We start from the raw sequence: 21,635 nt of genomic DNA on the forward strand, positions 1-21,635 counted from the left end.
TCATCGCTGCGGACCGCTCCGGGAAGAGTAGTCGCGCAAGTGCCGGTCGCGGGCGCGTTCACGGCGATACCGTGATCGCCATGGACGACGCCAGACGAGAGATAGCCGACACGCTGGACGCCACCGGCGTCGACGACGTGGAAGCCGCTCTGCACGTGCTGGGCTGCGCCTTCCGGTGGGCCGCGGCGGCGGTGTGCCGGGTGGGCGCCGACGCCGGCGGCGCCCGCGCGCTCGGGGCCCTGTACGCGTTGGACGACGCACTGGAGCACGGCCGCGAACTGGAGGGAGCGCTGCCCGCGCTGCTGGCCGCCGCGATGCCCGGGGACCGGGTGGGCGGCGGTACGGACGGGCTGGTGCGGCGGCTCGCCGAGGTGACCGAGCGCGTCGCGCAGGAACGGGCCGAGCTGGAGAAGCTCGTGGCGACGCAGGAGGCTCTGCGCACCCGGCTGGAGCAGCACGGGGAGCTGCGCCACCAGGTGGACGAACTGCGCCGGCTGGAACGGCTGGTCGCCGCGCTGGACGCGCTGCGGGAGCAGCAGCAGGTCATCGGGGAGCGGCTGGCCGCGCTGCGCGGCCGGGACGCCGGGGTCGACGACGCGCTGCGCACGAGCGGCGACGCGCTGATCCGCCTCTCGGACGACCAGCTGGCCGCCCTGGGTCCGCAGACCAGGCAGGTGCTCGAACGGGCCGCGGCGGTGCAGAGCGCGCTGGCGGCCGAGGAGCGCGAGCGGGACGAGGGCGCCGCGGCGCTCGCGTCCGGGCAGGAGCTCCTGGAGCGGGTCCGGGCCGAACGGGGCGCGCAGCTGGTGTCGTTGAGGCTCTACGCCGAGGCCAACCGTGACCTCGCGCGGGCCCTCCTCGTCCCGGCGGGATCCGGTGGAGCCGGGCCGGAGGCGGCTTCGCTGGAGCAGGTGGCGGCCGCCGTGGCGGACATCGAGCGGCGGCTCGGGGAGGCGGACCGGGCGCTGGGCCGCGTCCTGGAAGCACGTGACTCCCAGGACGCGCAAGGGCGTTCGGTCATCCGGTGACCGGGCCGCCCGCCGCCGGGTCCGGGACGTCCGCCGGTTCGAACTCCAGCGGGACGACGGGGCCGGGGCCGGGGCCGGGGCCGGAACCGGGTCCCCGCGGCCAGCCGTGCACCGCGAACCGGGCCGCCATCGCGCCTTCCATGTCCTCCAGCAGCCCGCGGACCGTGCGGGCGTTGCCGAAGCCGGCCGGATCGGCCGCGCGCTTGCGCTCCAGCCAGAGCGCGGCCCGGTCCGCCACGCCCGCCCCGAGGGCGTAGCCCTCGGCGGCGGCCGACCGGCGCAGGATCTCCACCAGGTCGGCGGTGGAGTACGGGGGGAACGGGATCGGTTCCGTGAACCGGGACTTCAGCCCGGAGTTGGAGTCGAGGAACTCCGCCATCTCCCGCGGGTAGCCCGCGGCGATCACGACCAGACGGCCCCGCCAGTGCTCCATCTCCCGGGTCAGGGTGTCGATGGCCTCGGCTCCGTAGCCCCCGTACGAGGTGTCGCGGGCCAGGCTGTAGGCCTCGTCGAGGAACAGGACGCCGTCCAGCGCGTCCCGCACGGCCTTCTGTACCTTGGGGGCGGTCTCCCCGATGTGGACGCCCACGAGTTCGGCGCGGGTGACCTCCAGCACGTGCCCCTTGCGCAGCAGGCCGAGGTCCCGGAACATCCTGCCGACCAGCCGGGCCACCGTGGTCTTCCCCGTCCCCGGCGGCCCGGTGAACAGCAGGTGCGGCGCCGCGAACCCGCCTCCCCCCTTGGCCTGGCGCAGCCGCAGCCGGTTGGCCAGCTGCGTGAGGTGTTCCCTGACCGGGCCCAGTCCGACGTAGCGGTCGAGTTCCGCCAGCAGGGCCACGGGGTCGGGGGCCGGCGGGGCCAGGTGGGTCCGGTGGGCCTCCGGGATGTCCTCGGGCGTGACCGGCTCGTGGACGCCGCGGCGGACGCGGGCGGCCCACCGCGTGTAGATGCCGTCCGCGAGGGTCCGCATGTCCCGCGCGTTGCCGAAGGACGCGTCCTTGGTCCGGTGCATCCCGTCGACGATCCGCGCCAGCTGCTCCTCGGCGTCGGGGCTCAGACCCACGCCCCGCCGGGTGAGCCGCCCCAGGAGGATGGCGAGCAGGGTATCGGGGGGATAGTCCGTGAAGTCCAGGACGGCCGGGAACCGGCTCCTCAGACCCGTGTCGGAGTCCAGGAACTCCTCCATCTTCTCCCGGTATCCGGCCGCCACGACGGCCAGACGGCCGCGGTCGTTCTCCATGCGGCTGAGGAGCGCCCGGATCGACTCGCCCCCGAACCCGTCGAGCTGGTCGCTGAGTCCGTACGCCTCGTCGATGAAGAGCACCCCGTCCAGCGCCCGGTCCACCGTCTCGTCGGTCAGGCCGGCCGTCTGGCCGACGTATCCCGCGACGAGGTCCCGTACCCGTGCCTCGACGACGTGTCCCCGGCTCAGCAGGCCCAGATCGCGGTACATCTCCCCGACCAGCCGGGCCACGGTGGTCTTCCCGGTCCCGGGGTTGCCGGCGAACACCAGGTGGAGGGACGGGAGGTCGGCCTCGGCGGCGTGGCCGGCGGCCCGGAGGGCCGTGGTGGCCTCCACCTCGGCCCGCAGGTGACGGAAGTGCTCCTTGACCGCGTCCAGCCCCGGCATGGCGGACAGCCGTTCCCAGGCGGTGCGGGGGTCGGTGTCGGCGCCGTCGATCCAGCCCCGGACCGCGTCCCCGTCCAACGGGGCGTCCACAGCGGCCAGTTGTGCCAGACGGGCCCGCCAGGTCCGGGTCTTGCAGGGCTGGCCCGCCATCGCCCGCACGATCGGGGCCAGTTCCCGCCAGTCGCCGATCCGCAGCCCTTCCCGCAGCCGCGTCGCGTGGATCAGCCGTTCCAGCTCGGCTCCCTGCGGGTACCCGATCCAGGCCGTGCCGGGACGTCCCGGGGTCTGCGACTGCTGGCGCACGAAGGTCTCCAGCAGGGGGAAGCCGCCCTGCTCCGCGACGAACCGGGCCACGGCGTCCAGGGTCGGCCTGCGGAAGACGAGCACCCACAGGTTGCGGCCGTCGCTCTGCTGGGCCCAGTCCGCCATGGCGTGCGCCAGCTGCCGTGCCGCACCGTGGTGGCGCAGGACCTCCTCGGCGTACGGGAACACCACCGCGGTCCGGTGCTCGCGCCGGCGCAGGTGTGCGGTGAGGGTCATCACCCCGAACGGATCGGAGATGCCCATCGCCGACGGTGCGGGCCCGGTGCCGCCCGCGCCGCCGCCCGCCGGGGCCTCCCGCTGTTCCCCGGGGTCACCGCTCGGGCCGAGGCCGGACACCAGCATGCCGCCGAGCGGGCCCTTGAGCTGCGAGTGGCGCATGGTGCGCGGCGCCCGGCGCGGCGCGGCAGCGCTGCGGGACAGGCCCCGGGAGGCGTGGTCGCGGAAGTAGACGGGATCCTGGAGGGAACTGAAGACGATCCGCTCGTAGCCCTCGGCGCGCAGCAGCCGCCACAAGGTTTCCTCCAGGGTGCGCACCTGGTGGGTGCCGTCGACGAAGACGTCGTCCACGCCGGGACCGTAGAGGACTGCGAACGGTTCACCGCCGTGCAGCACGGAGGCCGGGAACCGTTCCACGGCCGGCCCGGGCGGGGGCGGCGGGACGCCCGGCCCGGCCGCGGGCGGCGTCGCGGCGCCGGTCATGCCGTCCCGGGCCGGGGCTGCTGCCGGGTGCGGTGTCGTTCGATGTCGCGCAGCAGCGGGTCCGGGTCGCCCTTCTCGCCCACCGGCTCCGACACCCGCAGGCCCTCCGCCGCCAGCCCCTGTCCGATCGCCCGGGCCCGGGCGGTGAGATCGGCCTCGGCGGTGGTGTCGTGGTCGTAGGAGTGCACCCGGATGACGCATTCCCCGTCGTCCTGGACGGCCTGCGAGATGTCCAGGACGATCTCGTTGCCGTTGTCGTGGCGGAGCTTGGCGTAGTAGGCGCCCCGGGGGTCGGCGTCCTCGTACTCTCCGTCGACGAGGTCGTAGTAGGCGTAGTCACTGAGGGTCCGGGCGACGGCGTCGGCGAGGTTCACCCGGATCTGCGAGGCCAGCTGGCGCATGCCGGCCCGTTCCACGATGTCTCCCAGTGCGCCTTCGAGCTCCGGCGCCCGCTCCCGCAGCGCGTGCAGTTCGCCGGTGTCGGTCCCGTCGTCGCGGGCCCGCGACAGGGCCCGCTCCGTCTCCCGGCCCAGCTCGTCGAGTTCCCCGGCCGACCAGTAGGCGACGTCGAGCGTGTACCCGGCCAGGGGTTGGCCGTCCGGACCGAGGACGGGGCGTTCCCGGTTGCCCTCGATCAGCTTCTCGATCCGCACCAGGGCCTCCACGGCGGCGGTCTGGGCCCAGGAGCGGTCCAGCTCGCGCTGCTCGATCTCCAGCCGCAGTTCGCTGAGCGAGTGGTACGTCTCCTGCGCCACGGCGAGGGCCGCGTCGAAGCGGCCGCCCGCCGTGTTCTGCTCGGCGGTGGTCAGCCGTCGCGTCAGCCGGTCCAGTTCTCCGGGGGCGTGGCGCTCGTGGGGCAGCGACCCCTCGATCAGACCGGCCATGGCCCTGCTGTCGGAGAGCCAGGAGCGGACGGTCTCCTCGGCCCGTGCCCGGTCCTGCTTCATCACGTCGATCTCCCCGGACAGCCGGGCCGTCTCGGCACGGCGTTCGGCGCGCTCCGCGGCGATCTCCCGGCGTACGGCCTCCTGGTGTGCGGCCAGCTGCCGTCGGGACTCCTCCTGGATGCGGCCCGCGGTCTCGTCGAGGGTCCGGTGCAGGTCCCGGGCCTGCTCCTGGAGCCGTCGCGAGGTGTCGGCCTCCAGCTGCCGGGTCTGCGCGCTGAGGCCGCGCACCACTTCCTCGTGCCGGCGCTGGCGCTCCTCGACCCTGGCGAAGGTGCGGTCGATGTCGGCGCGGGTCTGCTTGCGGACGTCGTCGATCAGCCGGGGCAGATTGCGCTGCACGTCCTTCAGCTTCTGCGCGTTGCGCTGGAGGCGGTACCACTCGGACTCGTCGACCTGGATGCGCTTCCTACCGCTCATGGGGCAGTTCCCTTCCGGTGGGCGTGTCGGCTCGGACGGAGTCGACGGCGGCGTCGAAGGCGGCCAGCAGCCCGGCCGGCGGTACGCCGACGAGCAGGGCCTCCGGGCCGCTGATGGCGATCTCGGCTGTCCTGGGGCGGCGGGCGAAGTCGTACCCGCAGTCCGCCAGCCGCCGGGTGAGGTGGTGGATCCGCTGGTTGGCGCTGCCGCGCAGTCCGCGGCCGTCGTCCAGCGCCGCCACGTACCGGCCGTCGATCAGTACGTCGACCGCGGACAGCAGTGCGGCAACCCCCGGGGACGGCGGCGCGGCACGGAGCCGTTCGAGCCGGTAGCCGGTGAAACAGATCACGGAGACCTCGCGGTCCTCCCGGGCCAGCCGTGCCACCTCGGCGAGTCCGGCCGCCTGAAGCATCGGCTCACCGCCCGAGAAGGTCAGGCCGTCCACCCGCGGATCGCTCAGCAACTCGGCTGCCAGGGCCGCCGGTTCGGCCCGCCGGGCCGGCCGCTCGGGTATCCAGTCGGGCGACATGCAGCCGGCGCAGCGGAAGGGGCATCCCTGCACCCAGAGCACCGACCGCAGGCCCGGCCCCAGCGCCTCCGTCCCGACCCGGGTCGCGGCGACGTTCAGCGTCGGGGTGGCGGCGTTCATCGCGGCCTGCCGGTGAAGGTGTCGGACGGGCCGTACGCGACCCGCCCGGACACGTAGGTGAACGACACCCCGTTGACGACGACGTCCCGGTCGGGGAGACAGGTCGCGGTGCTCTCCCGGGCGGTGGAGCCGTCCGGCGTGTAGCGGATCAGCAGGTCGATCCTGGGGCCGGTGTCGGTCGACCGGCGCCGGCCGCGGACGCGGCCCCGGCCGCCGACCGACGGGGGACGAAGCGTCACCGCGCGGCCGCTCAGCACGACGCGGTCGGTGAACGCGTCACCGAACACCCGGGTCAGCAGCAGCTCGCCCCGCAGGGGCGGCCGGTGGATCCTGCGCCAGTACAGCCAGCCGGCCAGCAGTACCAGCGCGGCACCGCCCAGCACGCCGGGCAGGAAGACCGCCGACCCCACCGTGGCCCGCAGCGGCACCGCCGCCCGCGTGACGCGTACCTGCTGGGGAACGTTCAGCCGTACGTCCGGGGCGAGGGCCTGCTCCCACGGGGAGGTCACCCGGCCGGACAGCTTCAGCGTGGTGTCGGCGTCCTTCACCCGGCGGTACGGCAGGGGACCTGCCGACAGCCGGCCCCTCAGCCGTACGTCGAAGGACCTGGACTCGCCCGGCTGGAGGGTCAGTTGCCCCGGCAGCCCGTCCAGCGTGACGGACGGGTCGCCGACCGAGGCGCTCGCGCCGGTGACCGTCAGGGGGACGTGCCGGGAGGTCGAGCGGAGCGTGAGTTCCGCGGTCGCCGACCCGTCCGTGAGATCGCTGCGCCCGGCGTCCTGCCACTGCGCGGTCACCCCCTGGCCGACGTCCCCGGCCAGCAGCAGCTGCGCCTTGCGGATCTGGGTGCGTTCCCCGGCCCGGGCCAGGTACGAGCCGAGGTCCTGGATGCTCTCGGGGCGCAGGACGGTGGTGTTCTTCACGACGTCGCCCAGCAGGCCCGCGCCCGTCGCTCCGTTGCCCAGCGGCAGCGCGTAACCGGCCAGTTCGGTGCGTTGGACGAGGGCCTGCGCCCGCCCGCGCAGCGCGGTCCAGGCGGGACCGGTGGAACCGGGGTAGCCGGAGCCGGCGGCGGGGTGGTGCTCGCCGTCGGTGAGCAGCACCACGGAGGCGACCGCCGAGGCGTGGTCGCGTTCCAGTTCGGTCAGTGCCGCGTCGAGCGCCGCGCCGATGTCGGTGTCCCCGGCGGGGTCGGGTGCGGCGGGCAGCTTGGACGTGATCGCGGCGCTGTCGCCGGCCGAGCCGATGTAGCGCGGCTGCGGACGGGAGTCGAAGGTGAAGAGCGCGACGTGGTCCTTGGGTGACATGCCGTTCAGGAAGCTGCCGAGGGTCGAGCGGACCGTGTCGTAGCGGCCGTCCTGGTTCATCGATCCGGAGGTGTCGACGAGGACGACGTAGTCGGCGGGCTGGTCGTTCAGCCCGAGGGCCTGGTAGACCTCCGCGCGGGAGGGGGCCGGGTCGGTGGTCGTCGCCCGTGCGGTCGCCGGCGGGGCGGCCAGCAGGACGGCGGTCACCAGAGCGGCCGCTCCCCGCGCGACGCGCGCGAACCGGGGTGCCCGTGGCGGGGTGGGGTGCTTCACGGACCTGCTCCCTTGAGGTCGGTCGGCAGGGTGCCGAGGGGGAATTCGCCGGGCGCCGCGGAGCCCAGCGGGTGCAGCACGAGATGGGCCGTACCGTCGACGGCGATGCGCACTCCCACGTGGAAGCGGTCGCCCTCGCCTCCCGCGGGGAGGGTCAGGGTGCCCACGGCCTCGGCGCGCTCGCCCTGGGCGTCACGCACCCGCACCCGTACGGGCGGCGCGGGAGCGGCGGGGGACGCTGTCCCCGTGGCCACCGGGACGCGGTGTCCGCCGGTCTCGGCGAAGACGGTGGCGCCGCCGGGTTCCAGCACTCCGGCGGGGCTGATCACCAGCTCCTGCGACCGCGGAGAGCCGCCGACGACGCGGTGGGTGCCCACGCAGACGGCGTGCGGGTAGCGGTCGCCCGGGTCGGCCCGGCCGGCGGCGACCAGCGCGGCGCCGAAGACGGCGGCGAGGGCGGGGTCGGTGTCGCCGGGCAGGGCCACGAGCGGCCCGTGTCGGGCGGCGAGGTGCCCGACCAGCGGGCCGAACCGGGCCGCGCCGCCCACCGCGATCACCGGCGGGGCCGGCGCACCGCCCAGGGCCTCGTCGAGCACCCGGTCGAATCCTTCCGTGAGCCGTCCGAGGGCCTGGCGGACCACGCCCGCGGTGATCTCCCGCCCGTCGACCCGGTGGACCGCCGTGTCCTCGTACCGGCCGCGATGGCTGTCCGCGCGTCGCAGGGCGATGTCGAGCCGCTCCGCGGCCCCCGTCTCTCCCCGGGCCGCGGCCAGCGCCCGCAGTCCCGCGGCGTCGTCCACCAGCCCGACGGCGGCGAGCAGCGCCCGGTCGAGTCCGGCTCCGTAGCCGTCGGCGGGAGCGTGCCACGCCCGGCCGGTGACGGCCACGGTGCCGGAGACCGGTACGCACACCGACACCTCCGCCGCGCTCGCGCCGAGCTCGCAGACGGCGTACCGCGCCGACGGCGGCGCGCCCGCGTGCCGGAGCAGCGCCAGCACCGCGTGCGGCGTGCCCAGCACCCGGATCCGCGGTGCCGGGCGCGTGCCGTGGACGGCGCTCAGCGCGTCGGCCGCCCGCTCCGCGGCCCCGGCGCGGTCCTGCTCCCGTACGACCAGCACCACCCGGTCGGGGATTCCGTGGCTCCCGCAGTACTCCCCGTAGGCGGTCCGCAGAGCGGCGTCGCGGCGGGCGCCCGCCTCCCGCGGTACGGGCACGCCCTCGCCGGGTACCGAGCCGGGCAGCCGGACCAGTTCCGGGGCACCGTCGGCGCCGAGCACGGCGATGCGCGTGAAGCGGGAGCCCGCGTCGACGGCGACGGCCGCGGCGGTCATGGTTTCCCCCAGGGGAGCCGGTCGCGCAGCTTTCCCCTCTTCCTCTCCTGCGACGACGGCTGCCACGGATCGGGCTCGTGGTACTCCGGCGCTGCCTGAGGGGGCGGAGAGGGCCGAGAGGGCGGAGGCTGAGGGGTGCCCCGGCGGGGGGCGCCCAGCCGGCTGAGGATCTGGTGGTGGCGTTCCATCTCCGCGTAGCTGAATCGGCGCAGCTGCTCGCACAGGTCCCGGGCCCACTCGCTCCGCCCGAGTTCCCGGTACAGGGCCAGGCCCAGTCCGGGCGCCCGCCGGTCCAGCTCGCACCCGAGCTCGTACACGGCCTGGGCTCCCCGGCTGTACAGCAGGGGAACGAGCTCGACCAGCAGCGGCGGGGAGAAGTTCCGGTCGGGACAGGCGTCGACGATGACCCTGGCCAGTTCCCCGAGGTCCTCACCGGCGAGGGCGGCCTTGCGCAGCTTCCAGACGGGACGCAGCCAGCCCAGCCGCTGCCGGCGGCCGAAGGCCGTCACCAGCTCCTCGGGCAGTACGTCGATCCACAGGCCCGGGTCCTCGGCGAGCCGCCGTTCCAGGCTGTCGCAGACGACCTCCTCGGTGCTGGGGCGTTGCTTCATCAGCTGGGTCAGCACGGTCCACGAGGCGGGGTCGGGCGTGTCGCCCAGCAGCGCCTCGACCGCGAGCCTCTTCAGGTCGGGATCGGCATCGATCCGCTGGATCACGGCGGACGCGTAGGGCCGGGCGGCGCCGGGGGCGGTGAGCTCCCGGAGCCGGGGCATCGTCGGGACCGGCCGGCGGCCGTCGTGCACGGTGGCGCCGGCGATCGCGCACAGCAGGTCCGCGTCGGCGGCCACCTGAGGGTCGAGTCCGGGCGCACCCGGCACGGCGACCCTGTTCAGCTCCGTGAGCAGCAGCTGCGGGGCCGTCCTCAGCGCGACCTCGCGCAGGCGCGGCCACATGAGGCCCACCACGGCCGGCGTGCCGTTGCGTGCGGCGGCGTCCAGCGCGATCCACCAGGCGTCCTCACCTGCGTCGGTGAACTCGCCGACGTCGGCTTCCACCACCTGCCCGGCCCGTAGGTCACCGGTGAGCACCGCGGCGAACCGCAGCCATCCGGCAGGGGCGTTCCCCCCGTCCCGCAGGGCCGACCGGACGATCCGGCGGAGCGGCGAGAGGTCGTGGCTGCGGTCCTTCAGGAGCGTGCGCAGCCACGCGTCCCGCACCTCGCGCGAGCCGATCAGTACCCGGTCGGCGGCTTCCGAGGTGTGCCCGAGCTCGTGCTCCGTCCGGTAGACGAGCGCGGCCACCCAGCCGGGCTCCTGGTCCGGCGCCGTCGCCATGGCCGTGAACAGTTCCTCGAACGCGCCCGGGTGGTACGCCTCCAGGCCGCGCAGCGTCCTCAGGTAGTCCGTGGCACGGGTGAAGGTGGCCTGCGACGCCCGTGCGGCCAGGACGTCCTCGGCGAGCAGCCGCGGGGTCAGTGGGCTCCAGTACCGCAGCAGCACCTCCCCCGGCGCGTGGCGGGCGAGGAAGGGCAGGAGCAGTCCCAGCTGCCGCTCGGTCAGGCCGTTCGGCCCGTACGTGTCCAGCACCCGCGTCACGTCGGCGAGTTCACCGCCGCCCTGGCCGATCTCCGTGAGCACGCTGTCCAGCAGGTCCGCCTCGCGCAGCGCCCGCAGGGCGGCCTTCGGGTCCTGGGAGGAGATGGCGTCGCCGGCGCCCAGGAGGTGCGCGACGAGTTCGGCGGTGGACTCCCGCCGGGCCCGGAGCCGCAGCAGCTCGTTCAGGTACTCGCGCCCCACGGCGGTCTGCGGCTCCGGCGGGGTGCCGCCCGCGGCGCCCGCGCCCAGGCGGGCTTCGGCCTGGCCGGTCCGCGCGGCGGTCGCGAAGACCAGCATCAGACGGTGCTCGGACTGGCCGGTCCAGGTGGCCGCGCTCAGCCAGGCGCGGCATCCGTACGGCAGGAGCGAGCAGACGGCGTCGAGGATCAGCACCCGGTCGTCGGTGTCGGGAAGCCGGGCACCGGGGGCCGGCACGACCGCCACCTGCCGGCCTTCCAGCAGCAGGGCCGCGATCCCGGCCGCCCAGTCGAAGCCCAGCCGGTCGACGGCGTCGGCGAGTTCGCCGGCCGTGGTCCGGGCGGCGTCGACGGCCACGGCGGTCTCCGCCGGGTCCGGCTGCGTACGGGGGGCGGCCCGGTCCAGTGCGGTCCACGTCAGCCGGGCGGTGCTCGCGGGGATCCAGTCCACGACGAGCAGGCGCCAGGTGTAGCAGGGGGCGCCGGTGCCGTCGGCGCTGCCGTCCCAGGTCGTCTCGACCAGGGTGCAGGCGGAGCGGCTCTCACCGGGCACGCCGCTGAGGAACACCCGCCAGGGCAGTCCGCCGTCGGCCTCCCGGTCGTCGGGGGTGCCGGTGGCCGCGCCCCAGTAGTAGCGCTCGGCCCGGTCGGACGGCAGGCTGCCGCCAAGGACCTCGTACCCCATGGTCTGCCCGGGGTACTTGCCCACCACCGACCAGTCGGCGGACAGCCGGTGGGTTTCGGGACCGTCGCTCACTGACCGCTCCGCTTCGTTCCGAAGAGGCCCGGCTTGGCGTGGATCCTGCGCTCCAGGTCGATCAGCGGCTCCAGGACGTTGATGGGCTCGGGGGAGGTGCAGATCCGGGGGCGGCCCTCGACCTCCTCCACGTTGGCGTAGTTGTTGTAGTCGAAGATGTGCTGTGGGTTGAGCCGGTACCCGATGGCCGAGGTCGCGTAGTAGGTGATCCGGTCGGGGTGGAAGAAGGTGGCCAGCCCGTCGCGCACCATCCGGGCGGTGGCCCCCCGGAAGTCCTCGCACAGCCACTGGAAGAAGCGGGCGCTGAGGTGCGCGGGCACGCGGGGCAGCCGGGATCCCACGGAGTCCTGGGTGACCCAGCCCGCCCGCATGGCGGGCTCGAAGAGGGCGGGGTGGTCGAACTTGGCGACGCACACGGAGACGTGGTGCGGGAGTCTGTTGTCGTGGTGCCCCCGCCTGTCCCGGACCCTGGCGTTCAGCTCGTTGAGCGTCGCGTAGAAGAAGTTGAAGCTCTCCGTCGCCGACTCCCTGTCGCCCAGCGGGTCGAAGAGGTAGATCAGGCCCTGTGCGCGGGCGAGCTGGTCGGTGATCTCCTCGTGCAGCGGGTTGTTCGCCTGGAACACCTCGCCCGCCGCGTCGTTGATGTCCAGTACGAAGCTGGCCCTGCGGCTGCGCCTGCGCAGGCCGCCCGGGGAAGGTTCCTCCCCCTGGACGGACCAGCTCATGCTGCGCAGGCCCACGCTCGCCTCCGGGAAGATCCGGCGGGTCGATAGCCGTGTCACGCTGTCGTTGAGGAAGTTGTTGGCCTCCCTGCTCATGCCGCTGATCCGCCAGCTGCCCTGCCCGTGCCGCTGGGCCTGCATCGCCGCGATCGGCAGCGCGCCGAGGAAGCTGGTCTTGCCGGAGCGCGGCGCGCCCCACAGTCCTATGCGGACGTGGTCCGTGGCGTCCGCGCCGGCCGGCGCGGTGGGGATGGGTGCCGGAGCCGCGTTGCCGTCCATGACGGGGACCTCGTCCTGCTGGTACGGGTTCCCCGCGGGCCGGGCGGGGGGCCCGGACCACGGCTGCCCGTTGGGGTGCGGGGGCGCCGGCTTCAGGGGAACGCCCGCCAGGGGCGTCGGGGAGCCGTCGGCCGGCGCACCGCCGGAGGGCCTGTCGTTCGGGTCGTAGTATTCCTCGGCCATGGGGTCTCCTCGTGCCGGAGCGGTCGGTCACAGCAAGGGGCTTGCGAAGGCCAACGGGCAGGGCGGACCCTCCCATTGCCAGGTGGGGCTGAGCGCCTCGGCCACGTCGGCGGCGGTGTCCGCGCCGGGGCGGAAGGAACCGTCGCGGGACAGCTCGGCCCACGCCGTGGCCCCGTAGCGCTCGACGGCGGCCCGTGCCCGGTCGGGGGGCGTCGGCCCGGTGCGCGGGTCCGCCCTGGTCATCACGCGGACTCCGGCGGCACGCAGCCGGTCGACTTCGGCCCGCCAGTCGGCGCCGAGCGGGCAGGACGGCACCATGCCGTGCTGCCGGGGCGGCGCGGGCGGCCTGCGGGCGACGATCAGGGCGACCCGTCGTACCGCCTCGTCGCCGGGGGGCGACGCCGTGGCGAGCGGCACCAGAGTCCTGAGCGCGTCCTCCAGCGAGGACACCGTGTCCTGGCGGCGCCGCGCGGGCTCCCAGGCGTCCAGCGCGGCGAGCGCGGCGAGCGGGGTCCCGGCCGGGACCGGTGGCATCAGCAGGATGCGCCGGGGGGCGTAGCCGTTCTCGTGGATCGCGTGGTCGTAGTGGCCCACGGCGCCGACGCGCAGGGCGCTCCCGGTACCGCGGTGGCGGGCCAGTGAACCGATGAGGTCCCGTACGAAGGCCAGCCGCTCTTCGGTCTCGGCCGCGTCCGCGCCGCTCAGCTCGACGGTGCAGAAGACCTCCAGCCGCGGCGGGCGGACGATCCGCCGCGGCAGGCCGGTGACCAGCGCGGTCAGGTTCAGGTCGGGATCGTCCAGTGCGGTCGGGGCCGGTGTCGCCCCGCCCGGCGCGGGCGGCGCCTGCGCTCCGCCGCCCTCGTGGGGGCGTGGCGGGCCGTCGCCGGTCGCGGCGAGGGCGATCTCCCCGGGGCCGCGCAGTACGAAGGTGAGCCGGGCCGGTTCCAGGGCCCCGAGGGCGGTCCGCCCCACGCCCAGGACCGTCGGGCCCGTGATGCCGCCCGCCGGGGGACCGGCCAGCACGGGGAGGAGCACGGCTGTGTTGCCGGTGGCCCCGCCGTGCACGGTGACGGTGGCGGTCGCGTCCGCCCCGGGACGGAGCCGGACGCCCGCGGGGAAGAGCACGTGGTGGTGGACGTGCACCGCGCCGGTCAGCCGATCGGCGCTGGCCAGCAGCAGGCAGTGGTCCACGGGAAGGGGCGCGGTACGCAGGACCCCCCGCACGGCGTCCGTCGTCGTGGTGCCGTACGCCTGCCCGTCCCGGCGGTGCAGCTCGGCCCGCAGGGGGCGGCTGCGGCGGAGCGTGGCGACGGCGCGGTCCAGCAGGGTCCAGCCGGGGTGGCCCACCAGCAGCACCGTGGAGCGGTCGCGGGGCGGTGGTAAGGACGCCGTCAGCCGGCGCAGCACGGCCGCATCGAAATCCCTCCGGTCGACCGGGGATATCTCGCCGATGCCCCCGGCGAGCTGGAACCGGCGGATTTCCGGGTGCGGGTCCAGCGCGGGGGCGAGGGTCTCCCAGTCCACGCTCCCGGCGTCCTTCTGGCGGGGTATTCCGCTCTCGTCCAGGTACGCCTTGATCACGTTTACGCGATCGGGGTCGAATTCGACGAAGAGCAGTTCCTCGACCCGCCCGAAGATCAAATCGTCGAGTATTTCAAGCCATTGCGCCGGCCTGCGAACCGACACTTCCTCCCATGGACCCGCCGGCTGGTCCCCCGGTGCCCGCGACGCGCCCGGACCGGCCTCCGGCAGCCCTCCCCGGACCACCGCCGCGAGCCGCCCGGAGGCGCTGCCCTCACCCGCTGCCGGGCGCGCTCCGACGCCCGCTTCCGAGCCCGCTCCGGCGCCCGCTCCGGCGCCCGCTCCGGCGCCCGCTTCCGGGGCGGGCGCCACGCTCCCGCACAGCRCTGCCGCCCGTACGTCCCAGCCGTGCGCGGCGGCCGCCAAGGCGTCGGCCGCCCGGCGCGCGGCCTCCTCGGTCAGGTCCCCGAGGACCGGGTCGCCCCGCATCCGCCACCGACAGACCGTGCACAGGTCCCCCTCTTCGGGAGTTCCGCACACGGGGCATGCTTGATCAATACGGGTCCCCCGCATCCGACGACTCCCGCCCCCCGCCGCACAAAGCGCCAGCACGTTCACGCGTACGTGTTCGAAAACCCGGCTGTCGCCCGACATGTAACCGGGATCACGTAGCGTTCAGCGGAATCATGGTGGCACAACCGAGCAGGAATGTGACGTGTTTTGCACAGCCCCCGGCTCAGTGGTCATCTGTTTGGTTTCGGAACATGGAGCGGCCCCGGCCCGCAGGCCCGCGGCCGTACGGCCGGACCCACCGCCGGTCAGTTGACCTCCCGGTCCAGGCCGGACCAGTAGGGCTCGCGGAGCTTGAACTTCTGGATCTTGCCCGTGGCCGTGCGCGGGATCGCCTCGCGGAACTCCACGCTGGTCGGCGCCTTGTAGCCGGCGATCCGCTGTTTGCAGTGGGCGATGATGTCGGCCTCCTCCGCCCGGGCCCCCTCGGCGAGGACGACGAGTGCCTTGATCGTCTCGCCCCACTTCTCGTGCGGCACTCCGATGACGGCGACCTCGGCAACCGCCGGGTGGCTGAAGATCACGTCCTCGACCTCGATCGACGACACGTTCTCGCCTCCGGTGATGATCACGTCCTTCTTCCGGTCGGAGATCGTCAGGTGCCCGTCGGCCTCGTCGACGGTGCCGCCGTCGCCGGTGTGGAACCAGYCGTCCTCCAGCGCCGCCGCGGTCTCCTCGGGCTTGTCCCAGTAGCCGTCGAGCACGACGTTCGAGCGCGCCAGGACCTCACCGGACCCGGAGACCTTGAGCTTGACCCCGAGCGCCGGCAGTCCGGCGCGCGACAGCTTGCGCGCCCGCTCCTCGGCGGGCAGCTCCGCGTCGGCGGGCCGGGCCCGGTTGAAGGTGAGCAGGGGCGAGGTCTCGGTCAGGCCGTAGATCTGGGTGAACTCCCAGCCCAGCTCCTCGTCCATCCGCTGGATCATCCTGCTCGGCGGCGGGGCGCCCGCGCACACGATGCGCACCCGGTCACGGCCCGGGATCTCGCCCTCCCAGGTCGCCGCGGCGTCGAGGACCGCGTTCCAGACGGCGGGCGCCCCGCACATGAGGGTGACGCCGTGCTCCTCCACCCGTCGCAGGATCTCGCCGCCGTCGACCTTGCGCAGGACCACCTGCTTCACGCCGAGGCCGGCCATGACGTAGGGCATTCCCCAGCCGTTGCAGTGGAACATCGGCAGCGTGTGCATGTAGACGTCGCGTTCCCACACGCGGGTGTGCAGGCCGAAGGTCAGCCCGTTGACCCAGATGTTGCGGTGCGTCAGCTGCACCCCCTTGGGGCGGGCGGTGGTGCCCGAGGTGTAGTTGATCGTCGCGGTGGCGTCCTCGTCGGGCTTCGACCACGGGCGCGGCTCGACGCCGAAGCGCATCAGATCGGTCTCGGTCCGCTCGCCCAGGACGAACCGGTGGCGCGCCGTGACACCGGACAGCACGCCGTCCAGCTCCGGGTCGACGAGCAGGACCGAGGCCCCGCTCTGCCGCACCACGTACGCGACCTCCTCGGGCTTGAGCCGGAAGTTGACCGGCACGCAGACGCGACCGCTCATCGGCACCGCGAACAGCAGCTCCAGCAGCCGGGCCGAGTTGTGGCTGACCACGGCCACTCTCTCGCCCTCGCCGACACCGAGCGCGTCGAAGCCCGCCTGCCAGGCCCGTACGCGCTCGCCCAGCCGCCCGTACGTCGACACGGGCACCGGCGCGCCGGGCTGGTCCGGCTCGTCGATCACCCCGGCACTGGACGGGAACCCCAGCTCGGCCCGGTCGAGGAAGTCCGCAACAGTCATTGGAACCCGCATAGCCCACTCACTCCTGAATCCCGGATCGCCAGAACACCCGTACGGAGGGGCGGCACCGCACGGCCGGGGCCGTCGGTGGCGCCGAACTCCGATCATGAAGGCATCGTGCCGTGCCGGACGGGCGCTCCACCAGGGTGGCGTCAGCCGCGGATTGACCCGAAGCGCACGGGCCCCCGACCTCCGCCCATGCCGGCGAGCAGCGCCTCCCCCTCGGCGACGATCTCCTCCTCGACGCCCCGGGGATGCGTCCCGAACAGCTCCACGACCAGCCCCTCGCCCTCCGTCCGCCACAGCCCGGCGAGGAACCCGTCGACGAGCAGGGTGGGGTGGGCCTGGCTCCCGGTCCAGGTGCGGCCCTTGTGCTCGGGGGCGACGACGCGGGAACGGTCGGCGTGGGAGAGCAGCAGGTTGTCGAACTCGGGGAGGAAGCGGGGCGGCGCCGGGGCGTCGGCGTCGGGGCGGGGCGCGTCGGGCAGGTCGAAGAGCTCGACCCCGTTCTCGTCGCGGAAGACGAGCAGCCGGGGCCGGAGCCGCTCGAAGGCCGCGCGCAGGCGGGTGAGACCGGCCCAGGTCTGCATGTCCTTGACGGAGGCGGGCCCGAAGGCACCGAGGTAGCGCAGCACCGCGTCGTCGACCGCCTGCGCCGACACCTCGTCGACGTCCCTGCCCAGCCACCGCTCGACGGTGGTCAGCCGCACCCGACCGCTGCGCCCCCACACCCCGCGGGGGGTGACCTGCACGAGCGGGAGCAGACAGCGGGCGGCGACGGACAGCGACTGGGGGTCGGCCGCGGGCCACTCCCGGAGCAGCTCCTCGCGGATCTCCCCCATGGTGCGCGGCTCCTCCTCGACGAAGGCCCTGGCGCGCGCGCCGAGCCGGTCGAGGTCCACGCCGGCGAGGCCCTTGCGGAAGTGGCCCACCTCGCGGTCGCGGGCCGCCTGGACGAGCGGGCGCAGGGTGAGGGCGTCGTGGGCGGTGTGCGTGTGGATGGTGGAGCGCATGGTGACCATCCGGACCACCTCCCGGGACTCCATGAGCCCGGCCAGCCGCTCGGGCCCGAAACCGGCGAGGCGGGCGTGCAGCTGGTAGTAGGGCGGCTTCACGTTCTGGGCCTGGAGTCCGATGAGGTGCGCGACGGCGTCCCGCGCGGACATCTCGGCGCGGCTCAGCAGCAGCTGGCGGGCGAGCGTGGCACGGTTCAGTGCGCGTATGCCGAGTACGGGGTTCGTCGCGGAAGCCATACGCCCACGCTAGCCCCCCTTGCGGACATCCCTTGTCCGCAATCCCACCCGCACACGCCCCCTCACCACTCCCCTCACCACCCCTCTCACCACCCCTCTCACCACGCCGCTCACCTCCCCTCCCCCCCTCCCCGCCCTATATCCTGCCCTTTGCCCGTAAACACCCCACCCGTTCGACCGGGAGCTGACCTGCGATGTCGGAGCGCCCAGACCGCCGCCCCTCCTCCCTGTCCGCGAAGCGCTCGGGGTGGCTGCGCCCGTCCGGCTCCTCCTCCCCGACCCCGCCGGCCGCATCCGGCCCGGCGGGCACAGCCACCCCCGTCCCCGCGGACCACCGCAGCGTGATCGACTCCGCGGTCTACCGCGACGGCCGCCGGGTCGCCTCCCCCGCCACCCTCGCGGACACCTTCCGACAGCTGCGCGAGCAGCACGGCGGCATGGCGTGGATCGGCCTGCACCGCCCGACGGAATCCGAACTCCACTCCCTGGCGGCCGAGTTCAACCTCCACCCCCTCGCGGTCGAGGACGCCATGGAGGCCCACCAGCGCCCCAAGCTGGAGCGCTACGGCCACACCCTCTTCGTGGTCCTGCGCGCGGCCCGCTACCTGGACGCCCCGGAGGAGGTCGACTTCGGGGAACTCCACGTCTTCGTCGGCCCGGACTTCCTGATCACGGTCCGCCACGGCGCCGCCCCCGACCTCTCGGCGGTCCGCCGCCGCATGGAGGAGACCCCGGACCTCCTCTCCCTGGGCCCGGAGGCCGCGCTCTACGCCATCCTCGACGCCGTGGTCGACGGCTACGCCCCGGTCGTCGCGGGCGTCCAGAACGACATGGACGAGATCGAGACCGAGGTCTTCCGCGGTGACCCGGAGGTCTCCCGCCGCATCTACGAACTCTCCCGCGAAATGGTCGAGTTCCAGCGAGCCACCCGCCCCCTGGTCGGCATGCTCAACGCCCTGATGGCCGGCTTCGCCAAGTACGGCACGGACGAGGAACTCCAGCGCTACCTCCGCGACGTGGCGGACCACGTCACCCACACCAGCGAACGCGTCGACGGCTTCCGCCAGGCCCTCACCGAAATCCTCACGGTCAACGCCACCCTCGTCTCCCAACAACAGAACGCCGAAATGCGAGCCCTGGCCGAAGCCGGCTTCGAACAGAACGAGGAGATCAAGAAGATCTCCTCGTGGGCCGCAATCTTGTTTGCACCCACACTCGTGGGAACCATCTACGGCATGAACTTCGAGACGATGCCCGAGCTGAAGTGGGCAGGCGGCTATCCCTTCGCAATCCTGCTGATGGCGGTCGTCTGCGTAAGCCTGTACGTCATCTTCAAGAAGCGCGACTGGCTGTAGCCAGCACATCAGAGCCGTTGATCAACTTAGCTCCTGCGAACACCTGAGGGCGGCCCACAGGGCCCCTGGGGAGAATCTGGGGAGAATCCGCAGCCCGCCCATGCCGGGCGCTCCCCCGCACCTTGGGGCTGGCCCTCCCGCACCGCCGACCACCTTCGACGGCACGCGGTTGCGGAGGGTAGCGACAACGGGTGGCACAGCAGATGCTGTGCCACCCGTTGTCGCGACCAGGTCTGTCCTGTCTCCCCCGACGACTACAAACCGGCAGTCGTCCAACAACCTTGCCCGTAGGACGTCGATGTCCGACCCCCTGTCTAGCCTGTCTCCGTGAAGCCCACCGATGACCGCCAGTTCCCCGCCGCGCTCGCTACTGCGATGGCCGTTCGATTCGACTATGCCGACGGGAAGACCGGGGTCGACTTCGAACCCTTCCCGGCCTTCCTCTCCGCTGCCGAGACCACCGACTGGTTCCAGGCGTGGACCGGGAACAGCGAACTGGACGGCAACGACTTCCGCGTGTTCGGACAGGACGGCACGGGCGGGTACGCGACGATCTGGCTCATCCGCCCGAGCCGGCCACTGGCCGAGCAGCCCGTGGTCTTCCTCGGCTCCGAGGGCGAGACCGGTGTCGTCGCCCGCGACCTGGGCGACTTCCTGTGGCTACTTGCCGACGGCTTCGGCCCCTGGGAAGCCGCAACTTCGTACGAGCCCGACTGGAAGGCGCACCCCAACCCTGAGTTGACAGCCATCGCCGAAGGATTCGCACCGCACCAGCGCCGGTCGGCGGCAGCCGTGATCGAGCTGGCGGCCCAGGAGTTCCCCGACTTCGACGACACCATCATGGAGCTCTGCCGCTGAACCCAGCGTCGTCACCTGCACGACCGGCCGGAATCACTGGACAAACCTCGATCGGACGCGAGTGATCACCGCCGAACTCGCCGCTTCGGCACGGTCCCCACGGCAGGGGGATGCGAGCCGCTCACTCAAGTCACCACGCCCCTCTGTCGCGTTCGAGCACCGCTGTAGCCTCTGGCCATGAATCATGGGGAAGGCGAGGACGAGCTGGTCCTGGAGGCCCTCGAAATGCTGGCCACCGGACGGGACGATGAGGAGGTCTTCGCCGACCTGGCCGCGCGTACCGGCGACTGGGGCGCCTCCGCGCTGGCTGTGTGTCTGGCCCTGGGAGTGCCCCGAACGGACGCCGAAGCCCGAATCCGCGAGGCTCGGCCCCTCTTCGAGGAGTTCGTGGTGGGTGAGGAGGACCTCGTCGCCTCGGTTCTAGCCTTTGGGCACGTGTTCGTCGTGGACCGGGTGCTGGACGCTCACGGCGAACGGATCCGCGACCTGTTGGGGACCGCCGCCGGCGCCCGCGGGGGCTATCCCGGCGGCCTTCTCGCGTGGTTTCGTAGCGGGGAACTCACAAAGATCTTCCTGTTCTTCGCGAAAACGCGGTTCCGGAACGGACGGGGCTCATCACCTCCTGAGTTCTGGGCGGCCATGGTTACGGCCGGGGAACTCCTGGCGACCGAGGACGGCCCGGACCAGGCGGAGGTGACGGCTGGACTGGAACATTGCCGGGCGCAGGCGACCGCCGTCGGTACGGACTCTCAGATGCTGCCCTGAGAGGAGACGAGGCCCTCAGGTACGTACTCGGGCACCGTGCCGAGCAGTGCGTCGATGGCTGCGCGTCCCCTGCCGCCAGCCTCCGGCATGAGGTGGGCGTAGTGGTCGAGGGTGATGGTCGGGCTTGAGTGACCGAGCCACCGGGCGAGCGTGACGATGGACTCGCCCGCTTCGAGGAGGACCGAGGCGTAAGTGTGCCGGAGTACGTGGAAGCCGTCCTTGCGCGAAGCCTTCCACCGCGCGCCCCTCTCCCGTACGGGAATGACTCCGGCCGCAGCGAGGGCCGGCTTCCAGGCCTCGTCGTTGAAGATGTTGGCGCGGATGGCGTTGCCGTACGTCGTCGTGAGGACGAGCGGGAAGCTCTGCTTCTCCCGGTGGGGCTCCGGTCCGCCCCAGGGGAGCTCGACGTCGACCGCCGGATGGTCGAGGAAGTACGCGGCCAGTTCCGTGGCCACCGACCGGGGCATGTCGACGATGCGCGTCTTGCCACCCTTGGGCAGGGCGAAGTAGAGGCGTCCGGAGAGGAGTTGCACCTGCCTGCGCACCCGGATGACACCGCGTTCGAAGTCGATGTCCCTCGGCGACAGCCCGAACACCTCTCCCTGGCGCAGCCCACACCCCAGCGCGACGACAACCGCGATCCGGTAGCGAGGATTGATCACGTCCCGCACCCTCTGTGCCGTTGCCAGCGGCCACGCGTCACGATCCTCGTCGGGGGCCTTCGGCCAACGCACCGTCTTGGCCCGCATCGGGTTGCGAACAAGGCGCTTGTCGTCGATCGCGGTCTCGAAGATGTTCGACAGCGAGGTGAGGATCTGCCGGGCGTACCGCGGAGAGCACTCGCCTTCGAGCGTGGCTATGTAGCCGCGCAGGACGGTCGCCGACACGTCGCGCAGCGCCACCGCACCGAGGTGCGGAAGGATGTGGAGTCGTACACGCTCGTCAACTCGCTTGACCGTGCCGGGCGCACCGCGAACGCCGGCACGCCAGTGGCGCGTGACGAAGTCCGTCAAGGTGATGGAGCCGTCGCGCGGGTCGACGAACTCGCCTCGTTTGCTGTCGGTGCCGGACCGTCGGAGCCACCCCTTGGCGTCCTCCAGCACGTCGAACGACATGTCCCGGACGCCCGGGATTCCAGCGACACGATATCGGGACCCCTTGCCGTAACGGGTCGTACGCTCACGCTTCCCGGTGACG

At 73.3% G+C, this 21,635-nt stretch carries 15 protein-coding genes; 4 read left to right on the top strand and 11 right to left on the bottom strand.

What is annotated here, in order from left to right; genetic code table 11:
- Window positions 1-80 precede the first annotated feature (80 nt).
- Complete coding sequence (locus AB4039_RS05615) at window positions 81-1,028, top strand: hypothetical protein (RefSeq protein WP_266843575.1); 948 nt, start codon at window positions 81-83, stop codon at window positions 1,026-1,028.
- Here the strand turns inward: AB4039_RS05615 and AB4039_RS05620 are convergent.
- The 10 genes from AB4039_RS05620 to AB4039_RS05665 all read right to left on the bottom strand — a co-directional run bounded on the left by AB4039_RS05620 (window position 1,018) and on the right by AB4039_RS05665 (window position 17,460).
- Window positions 1,018-3,681 carry an AAA family ATPase gene (locus AB4039_RS05620; RefSeq protein WP_442270136.1) on the bottom strand — a complete coding sequence of 888 codons (2,664 nt, stop codon included), beginning with the start codon at window positions 3,679-3,681 and terminating at the stop codon, window positions 1,018-1,020. The genes AB4039_RS05615 and AB4039_RS05620 overlap by 11 nt on opposite strands.
- Window positions 3,678-5,045 (bottom strand): hypothetical protein, encoded by a 1,368-nt coding sequence (locus tag AB4039_RS05625; RefSeq protein ID WP_266843571.1) that lies wholly within the window; start codon window positions 5,043-5,045, stop codon window positions 3,678-3,680. The genes AB4039_RS05620 and AB4039_RS05625 overlap by 4 nt, the downstream gene beginning before the upstream one ends.
- Window positions 5,035-5,694 (bottom strand): 4Fe-4S single cluster domain-containing protein, encoded by a 660-nt coding sequence (locus AB4039_RS05630; RefSeq protein ID WP_266843569.1) that lies wholly within the window; start codon window positions 5,692-5,694, stop codon window positions 5,035-5,037. The genes AB4039_RS05625 and AB4039_RS05630 overlap by 11 nt, the downstream gene beginning before the upstream one ends.
- The gene (locus AB4039_RS05635; protein ID WP_442270137.1) at window positions 5,691-7,274 is read right to left on the bottom strand and encodes a vWA domain-containing protein; all 1,584 of its coding nucleotides are present in this window, start codon (window positions 7,272-7,274) and stop codon (window positions 5,691-5,693) included. Before AB4039_RS05635 ends, AB4039_RS05630 begins: the two co-directional genes overlap by 4 nt.
- Entirely contained in the window at window positions 7,271-8,605 is a 1,335-nt protein-coding gene (locus AB4039_RS05640) for a hypothetical protein (RefSeq protein ID WP_442270138.1), read from the bottom strand. The genes AB4039_RS05635 and AB4039_RS05640 overlap by 4 nt, the downstream gene beginning before the upstream one ends.
- A complete protein-coding gene (locus AB4039_RS05645; RefSeq protein WP_442270139.1) occupies window positions 8,602-11,154 on the bottom strand; it encodes a hypothetical protein in 2,553 nt (850 codons plus the stop codon). The genes AB4039_RS05640 and AB4039_RS05645 overlap by 4 nt, the downstream gene beginning before the upstream one ends.
- Window positions 11,151-12,338 (bottom strand): hypothetical protein, encoded by a 1,188-nt coding sequence (locus AB4039_RS05650; protein ID WP_442270140.1) that lies wholly within the window; start codon window positions 12,336-12,338, stop codon window positions 11,151-11,153. Before AB4039_RS05650 ends, AB4039_RS05645 begins: the two co-directional genes overlap by 4 nt.
- A 27-nt stretch (window positions 12,339-12,365) precedes the next feature.
- A complete protein-coding gene (locus tag AB4039_RS05655; RefSeq protein ID WP_442270141.1) occupies window positions 12,366-14,348 on the bottom strand; it encodes a hypothetical protein in 1,983 nt (660 codons plus the stop codon).
- A 329-nt stretch (window positions 14,349-14,677) separates the two neighbouring features.
- Window positions 14,678-16,219 (bottom strand): AMP-binding protein, encoded by a 1,542-nt coding sequence (locus tag AB4039_RS05660; RefSeq protein WP_442270142.1) that lies wholly within the window; start codon window positions 16,217-16,219, stop codon window positions 14,678-14,680.
- Between the two features lie 140 nt (window positions 16,220-16,359).
- A complete protein-coding gene (locus AB4039_RS05665) occupies window positions 16,360-17,460 on the bottom strand; it encodes a winged helix DNA-binding domain-containing protein (RefSeq protein ID WP_442270143.1) in 1,101 nt (366 codons plus the stop codon).
- A gap of 194 nt (window positions 17,461-17,654) precedes the next feature.
- Between AB4039_RS05665 and AB4039_RS05670 the strand changes: the two genes are divergently transcribed.
- The 3 genes from AB4039_RS05670 to AB4039_RS05680 all read left to right on the top strand — a co-directional run bounded on the left by AB4039_RS05670 (window position 17,655) and on the right by AB4039_RS05680 (window position 20,438).
- Window positions 17,655-18,815, top strand: coding sequence for a magnesium and cobalt transport protein CorA (locus AB4039_RS05670; protein ID WP_442270144.1), 1,161 nt, complete (start codon window positions 17,655-17,657; stop codon window positions 18,813-18,815).
- 327 nt (window positions 18,816-19,142) lie between these two features.
- The gene (locus AB4039_RS05675) at window positions 19,143-19,673 is read left to right on the top strand and encodes an SMI1/KNR4 family protein (protein WP_442270145.1); all 531 of its coding nucleotides are present in this window, start codon (window positions 19,143-19,145) and stop codon (window positions 19,671-19,673) included.
- A 177-nt stretch (window positions 19,674-19,850) separates the two neighbouring features.
- Window positions 19,851-20,438: a hypothetical protein gene (locus AB4039_RS05680; RefSeq protein WP_442270146.1), complete on the top strand. Its 588-nt coding sequence runs from the start codon at window positions 19,851-19,853 to the stop codon at window positions 20,436-20,438.
- On the opposite strand, the gene AB4039_RS05685 is transcribed toward AB4039_RS05680, so the two are convergent.
- A complete protein-coding gene (locus AB4039_RS05685; RefSeq protein WP_442270147.1) occupies window positions 20,423-21,553 on the bottom strand; it encodes a tyrosine-type recombinase/integrase in 1,131 nt (376 codons plus the stop codon). The genes AB4039_RS05680 and AB4039_RS05685 overlap by 16 nt on opposite strands.
- Window positions 21,554-21,635: the final 82 nt, after the last annotated feature.

Source organism: Streptomyces sp. M-16 (genome assembly GCF_052114405.1).
Classification (GTDB): domain Bacteria; phylum Actinomycetota; class Actinomycetes; order Streptomycetales; family Streptomycetaceae; genus Streptomyces.